Below are 7,222 nucleotides of genomic sequence, written 5' to 3' on the forward strand. Positions count from 1 at the left end.
GGTCAATCATGTTTGGACATGATTGACTATAATTGTGTATAAATATAAGTGGTGCACTTTATGCGATTGAGGTGGTGCAGATGTCTGCGACTACCAGTGCTTTTACATGCGAATAATCACATTCATTAAAAAAATTGTTATTCATCAAAAGAAAGACTATTTACTTTTATTAAGTATCTTAACATTGATAGCTTCTTTTGAATTTTGTTTTATTGCCATGTATGATCATCTTTCGCGTTTAGATTTAAAAATTGACTGGATGACATTCAGGGCAATTGCCTTTATTCCATTTTTAACCTTAATGATAGCAGTTGTATTGAGTGTTTTTGTTGCGAAATATTTTATTCAAAATAAAAAACATGAATTTTCAATGTTATTACTTTTTGGAAGAAAACCCAAAGATTTATTTCTTTATCTGATAATTCAATATGGTATCATGTCTTTGATTGCTTTTTTTCTAGGATTCATTTTAGGTATCTTGATTATGAAAGGTATCAATATTTATCTGATCCATATTCATATGAATTATATTTTCCAATATCATTTCTTAAATACATTTTTCTTGTATACTTTCTTTTTAATCTTTACTGTGATCTTTATTTTAGCAATAAGTGCTCAACAGTTTACGGAGATTGATACTCATATTATAGAAACAATAAATCATAAGAATATGCAAAAAGTGACACCTTATATGATTTCTATGAGTCGTCATGATCAAAAACGTAAGGTTCCAACCGGTCAGATCATTTCATCCCTATTCACTCTCTATATCTTTTTCTACTCATTATATGCATTAGCGACTGATTCATTATTTGAAAATAAATTCATTTATTTTGCATTATTTCTAATATCTATTGCTTCCATTATTAATACTTTCATTCCACTTTTATTCGATCTATTTCACTCAACACTTCTTCATCACCCACTCTTATTCAACAGCATTTCAAGCTTTATTGATTTAACCAATCAGCTTGTTTCTATTGCTAATATTCATTCCATTGTCTTACCTACAATGTTTATCTTTGTATTAATGAGTGGTGACATGAGTTATATAACCCCATTCATTATCCCGTGTTTTATTATGATGCTAATCATGTTGTTACTATGTTTTATTATCAAGTATTCACTATATATCAAATCCATAATGCATATTTACGCAACACAATATGCTTTAGGTTATAGTCCAAGTAAACTTTTTCAAATTTCTATATTTAAAAATCTTTTATTTCTTATATTAGTTATCTTTATACCATTTGTTTACATCTATTCTTTAGGGGATTATATTATCACTCATCAATTTCTCACAAGCCAAGTGATGTATAGCTTAGAATGTTTATATTTGGTTTTATATACTTTGCTTATGATTTATATTATCTTGAAAGAAAGACACTGTATAAAGGAGGTCATCAACAATGTCAAATATCTTAATAGAGGCGAATAATATATCAAAAATATATGATCAGGATATATTCTTAAAACGAGGAAAAAATATCTATGCTTTAAATAATGTCAATTTCCAACTTCAAAAAGGTGATTTTATCTGTATTATGGGACCTTCTGGTTCTGGGAAGAGTACATTATTAAATTGTTTATCAACATTAGATCAACCTAGTCGTGGTGATATACAAATCTTTAATCAGTATATTTCTCAAATGCATAAAAATGACTTATGTGAATTTAGATATCAAAAATTAGGTTTCGTTTTTCAAAATCATAACTTAATTCCTTATCTATCTATTTATGATAATATTGCTGCTCCTATTATTCTAGGTAATCAAAAAAGTCAAGATATTGAAAACAGAATCAAAAATCTTGCGAAAGATTTAGAAATCGAAGGTATTCTTGATAAATTTCCACATGAATGTTCAAGTGGTGAATGCCAGAGAACCGCTATTGCACGTGCTTTAGTCAATGAACCAGAAATTCTATTTTGTGATGAACCTACAGGTAATTTGGATTCTAAAAATTCTCATAAGCTTTTAACAATTCTATCGCATCTCAATCAACGTGATACAACAATTGTTTTAGTGACACACGATCCTATGATTGCCAGTTATGGAAAAACAATGATGTATTTATATGATGGTGGTATTAAAGCTGTTGTCCAAAGAAATCAAGCAACACAAAGGGAGTTCTTAGACCAAATTAACCAAGTCGTTCATCAAGATACATTGCTTTATGAATTTGATCAGACAAGCCCTTTACAATCTACCAATCCTGCTCCTACAACTGAAAAAATCAAAGTTGATAATCAAGATAAAGCATTTATATCCAGACAAACTGTTTATATGGTATTGGATGGATTCAAAAGTGATGAAAATATCTTAAAAAATAGTACACCGCTTTATATTCATGGTACTCACATATCTTATCAGAATGTTCATCATGATGATATTGAATTTGATTTCAAGGATATTCAAGAAATCAGAATGGATTTAACTGCACAGTTTGTTATTTTTGGTATATATAGTGAATATGTCTTTCATATTCTATTAGATTGTGTCAGTCCTCAAGGAACATATAAACTTAAAGTAAAAAATAAAGATGATTTCATTCATATTATTGATTACTTCCATCAAAATCATGTTAAAGTTATTGATCCCCGACACATTGAAGATGCTTATCATCAATATCCTGATGATTATTCTCGTCAAAAATATTATAAAAGAACTCACAAAGATCTATTGAAAAAGAAATAAAAACCTGCTCATATGAACAGGTTTTTATGTTCTTCAATCATTCAAATGAATTCTCAGATTCTATTTTCATCTTGAGTATCTGTATATTTTAAGTCATCATATCATTATCAACTGATTAATAACCATTCTGACATAATGTCATTGAAGTCAGTCATCTTATCATCATGATTCTTTCATCTCTTACAATCTTTTTTTTGAATAAAAAATAAATATATTATTGGAATATAAATGATTATTCCAATAGGTATTATTTTTAAAAAGTGAGATTGTAAAAATGTGATAGAAGATAACATAAATGTTAATTGAGCCATATCAGCAGTAAATTCATAAAATGAGAATTTAGTAATTAATATAATGATAAAATATATAATATAGTAAAATAAGACTATTTTATCTAATGATGTAATATAAGATAAGTGTATACTCATTCTATAATAAACAAAGAATATAGCAAGTAATAGCAAACTACTCCCTATCAGAACATTTGAAAATTCATTAAATTGAATAATCGTGCTAGTTTGATCGAACGCACCTATTGGAGCTATATATGTTAATAAATCGTTTTCTTTTAAATATATGGACACTGATATAACAACAATAAAGAAACAAATCTTTATAAAAAATATATTTTTTTCATTTTTACCTCCACTTGTCTTTATATTGTCATTTCATGTTCAGTATATTAAGTCTTATGATTCTTCAATAACTCCCATTAATTCTAAGATTCTATTTAAATCTTTAGTATCTGTATATTTCAAAGTAATTGTATGATCATCAACTTTAATTTTTGTGCGGTATTTTTTACGTAATAATCCTTCTACATAAACATATTCTTGAGGTTTCACTTCTTTAGGTTTAGACTTTCTTGCTTCTTGAAGCTTGATTCCTTTGACAATATCTTCAACTTCTCTTACAGATAACTGTTGTTCAATAGCTTTTTTTGCAACTTCTAAAGCTTTCTTTTCATCAATTGTAATTAAAGGCTTGATATGTCCCATTGTGAGTGTGCCTTCTAAAACATAGTCCTGTAATTTTTGAGGCATCTTTAAAAGTCTAACAGTATTCGCTACATGAGCTCTAGACTTACCAATACGCTTTGCTAATTCTTCTTGCGTTAATTTGAGCTTTTTCATCATATTCTGATAAGCTTGAGCTTCTTCAATTGCATTTAAATCTTCACGTTGAATATTTTCCAGCAATGCAATTTCCATCATTTGCTGATCTGTAAATTCTACGATAATAGCTGGAACTTCTGTTAAACCAACAATCGAAGCTGCACGATAACGTCTTTCTCCAGCAACAATTTCATAACCTTGAATCGCTTCTTTTAAGATAATTGGCTGAAAAATCCCATGTTCTTTGATAGATTGTGCTAATTCATTCAATTTTTCTTCATCAAAATGTTTTCTAGGTTGATAAGGATTAGGACGAATCTGATCAATGGGAATCTGAACTTGTGCAAATTGAGATGGTTTTTTCTCAATTGCATCAATCATTGTTTGAATATCTTCACCTTGAAATAATTCATTTAAACCTTTACCTAAACCACTTTTTTTCTTTTTACTTGCGGCCATTTCGTTTCACCACTTCCTTAGCCAATTTGGCATATGCTTTTGCGCCCTCAGAATGAGCATCATAATCAAAAATATTTAATCCTTCAGATGGTGCTTCAGACAATTTAATATTTCTAGGAATCACAACATCATATACTTTTTCTCTAAAGTATTTTCTAACTTCCTGTGAAACTTCCACTCCTAAATTGGTACGTGCATCCAACATTGTAAGTAAAACACCTTCTATAGTTAAGTTTTCATTAAAAACCTTTTGTGTTAATAAAATTGTATTCAACAACTGTGTAAGTCCTTCTAAGGCATAATATTCACACTGTACAGGAATCAATACAGAATCCGAAGCAGTTAAAGCATTTGTATTCAATAAACCAAGTGCCGGTGGACAATCAATAATCACATAATCGTATTTATTTTTATATTCACCTAATGCCTTTTTCAGTCTTTGTTCTCTTCCAGATTTGACTTGTGAAAGTTCAATTTCAACACCAGCCAAATCAATATTTGCTGGAACAATGTCAAGGTTATCTACACCAGAAGGAATACTAATATCTTGAATAGGCATTTGCTGTGCGATAGCATCATAAATTGTGTATTCTAAAGATGCACGATCAACACCTAATCCCTGTGTCGCATTTGCCTGAGGATCAATATCAATTAATAAAACTTTTTTACCCATATATGCAAGAGCTGCACTTAAATTAACACTTGTTGTTGTTTTACCAACACCACCCTTTTGATTTGTAACAGCTATAACCTTTGACATTTTCTTTCCTCCTTATCTTTTTATTCCTATTTTCTCTCCCATAAGCACACGTGTTTCATCATTATTTTGAGAGTTTTTAATAATATCTTCATCTATAACAACTATATCTTTTTTAAACAAAACAACTATTGTTGATCCACCAAATTCAAAATATCCTTTTTCTTCTCCGCGCTGAAATGATGTCTTGGAATGATTCACAATTTTTCCTACCATCATTGCGCCTACTTCCATATAAATAACATCCCCAAAGTGTTGTGTATGTAACAATGAATATGAACGTGAATTCTGTTTATAAATGGGGTAATAATCATTTGCAACAGGATTAACAGTATGAAAAATACCAGGTATATAAATATCCTGTTCTTTTGTTCCATCATCAATATAACAATAACGATGATAGTCGTCTACCGTCAACCTAAAAATCAGACATGTTCCACCATCATATTCCTGAGCTAACGATTGATTCTTCAATAAATCAGATAAAGAATAGACGGTATCCTTTATTGTTAAACATGTATCTTGATGAATTGGATAATAGGTTAATTTAGAATCTGCAGGTGCAATCAAAAGATCATGTTCCATACAAATGGGTCTTGCTTCTTTTTTTATTTTTCTAGTAAAAAAATCATTATAACAGCTATATTCCTGTTTTTCATATTGACTCATATCAATTTGATTTTGTTGAATAAACGGCTGTATCTTACGTTTTGAAAATCGACTATTCATATAACAGCCACCAATGTGGGTAATAAAAGGAAGGGTTAACACTTTTAGTGCACATCTTCCTAAAAAATGACTGTATAAAAATTTTAATAATTGATTTTGTCTTTGATTGACAATGAGTTCTTGTCCACTTCGGTCAAATATTCTCATAACATCAACAATCCTGTACAAATCAAAATACCCATAACAAGCATAACTAAAATGCCTTTTAAACCAGGTTTTCTTACTTGAAAATTAATAATAAATGCCCATGCGACAACAAACATAACCAATGCATATATACTATACGTCAACTCAGCTGTCAAAACATGTCTTAATAAATAGATAGCTGGAAAGATTAATGCTGCACTTGTAACAGGTAAACCCTGATAGTATTTTCTTTTTTCTGTGGTTTCTTTTTGTCGCATTTCTTCAACCACATTAAAATATCCCAGTCTACTAATAGCACATAAAGCATATAACGCAAAAATAAAAAACCATAACCAAGTTACACCACACACAATAGAATCCATCATGGTATATCCAATAATAGCTGGAAAAATACCAAAGCTAAACATATCAGCTAATGAATCAATTTGTATCCCAAACTTTTTCTCTTCCTCTGTTCTGTCTTTTTTAGTACGTGCTACCATTCCATCAAAAGAATCAAAAGCACCACTTAATAATAAGCAAATAAGTGCTCCACTAAAATTTCCTTTAAATGCCAAATGCGTTCCAAACAAAGCACTTATCAAACTTAAATAAGTTAATATGACAGTATAATTATAAAAACCAATCATATCTTTCTCCCACACATTTTATTTTAACGGTTGTATTATAGCATACTTCTACATTTTTTTATAGGACTTTTCTATAATAGAAGAAATTTCATGAATTGTCTACAAAAAAAGAGTTCGATTTCTCGAACCCTGACTATTTATTCAATCGTAATTGTATTGTTGTTTTCGATGACTTTCATATCCTGTTTTGGTATTGATATTCTCAAGACTCCATCTTCAAATTTAGCCTTGATATCGCTTTGTGGTACACTTTCTCCCACATAGAAGCTTCGACTCATGCTTCCTGCATATCTTTCCTGTCGGATATATTGTCCTTCTTTATTCTTCTCATCTTTATTTAAGCTCTTTTTAGCTGAGATTGTCAAATATCCATTGTCAAATGACAATTCCACATCTTCTTTCTTGAAGCCTGGAAGATCCACATCTAATTCATATGTTCCTTCTGTTTCTCTGACATCTGTCTTCATCACATTTCTTGAATGTTTTCCATACAATGGATTTTTCTTTCCAAAGAATTCCTTGTCAAAATCATCAAACCAGTCATCAAATAAACTTTCTCCAAAAATACTAGGCATTAACATATATATCACCTCTTATGAATAATTCTAAGCATTGTTAGAGAATGAACAATGTTTGATATGAGAAGTAAGGAATGCCTTTTTTATTCTCTTTCCTTATTTCTATTTA

Annotated in this window: 7 protein-coding genes; 2 read left to right on the forward strand and 5 right to left on the reverse strand. The window is 29.7% G+C overall.

Annotation, left to right across the window (positions count from 1 at the left end):
- Nucleotides 1-106 precede the first annotated feature (106 nt).
- A complete protein-coding gene (locus B5E87_RS14335) occupies nucleotides 107-1,441 on the forward strand; it encodes an FtsX-like permease family protein (RefSeq protein WP_087246043.1) in 1,335 nt (444 codons plus the stop codon).
- Nucleotides 1,413-2,699 carry an ABC transporter ATP-binding protein gene (locus tag B5E87_RS14340; RefSeq protein ID WP_087246031.1) on the forward strand — a complete coding sequence of 429 codons (1,287 nt, stop codon included), beginning with the start codon at nucleotides 1,413-1,415 and terminating at the stop codon, nucleotides 2,697-2,699. Before B5E87_RS14335 ends, B5E87_RS14340 begins: the two co-directional genes overlap by 29 nt.
- A 689-nt stretch (nucleotides 2,700-3,388) precedes the next feature.
- On the opposite strand, the gene B5E87_RS14345 is transcribed toward B5E87_RS14340, so the two are convergent.
- The 5 genes from B5E87_RS14345 to B5E87_RS14365 form a co-directional block, all read right to left on the reverse strand.
- Nucleotides 3,389-4,273 carry a ParB/RepB/Spo0J family partition protein gene (locus tag B5E87_RS14345; protein WP_087246033.1) on the reverse strand — a complete coding sequence of 295 codons (885 nt, stop codon included), beginning with the start codon at nucleotides 4,271-4,273 and terminating at the stop codon, nucleotides 3,389-3,391.
- On the reverse strand, nucleotides 4,260-5,033 hold the full coding sequence (locus B5E87_RS14350) for a ParA family protein (protein ID WP_087246035.1): 774 nt from the start codon (nucleotides 5,031-5,033) through the stop codon (nucleotides 4,260-4,262). Before B5E87_RS14350 ends, B5E87_RS14345 begins: the two co-directional genes overlap by 14 nt.
- A 12-nt stretch (nucleotides 5,034-5,045) precedes the next feature.
- Complete coding sequence (locus B5E87_RS14355; protein ID WP_087246037.1) at nucleotides 5,046-5,906, reverse strand: phosphatidylserine decarboxylase; 861 nt, start codon at nucleotides 5,904-5,906, stop codon at nucleotides 5,046-5,048.
- A complete protein-coding gene (locus tag B5E87_RS14360; RefSeq protein ID WP_087246039.1) occupies nucleotides 5,903-6,535 on the reverse strand; it encodes a CDP-alcohol phosphatidyltransferase family protein in 633 nt (210 codons plus the stop codon). The genes B5E87_RS14355 and B5E87_RS14360 overlap by 4 nt, the downstream gene beginning before the upstream one ends.
- A gap of 137 nt (nucleotides 6,536-6,672) precedes the next feature.
- Nucleotides 6,673-7,116 (reverse strand): Hsp20/alpha crystallin family protein, encoded by a 444-nt coding sequence (locus B5E87_RS14365; protein ID WP_087246041.1) that lies wholly within the window; start codon nucleotides 7,114-7,116, stop codon nucleotides 6,673-6,675.
- Nucleotides 7,117-7,222 lie beyond the last annotated feature (106 nt).

The sequence above is a fragment of the Massilimicrobiota sp. An142 genome, from assembly GCF_002160725.1.
GTDB lineage: Bacteria > Bacillota_I > Bacilli_A > Erysipelotrichales > Coprobacillaceae > Allocoprobacillus > Allocoprobacillus merdigallinarum.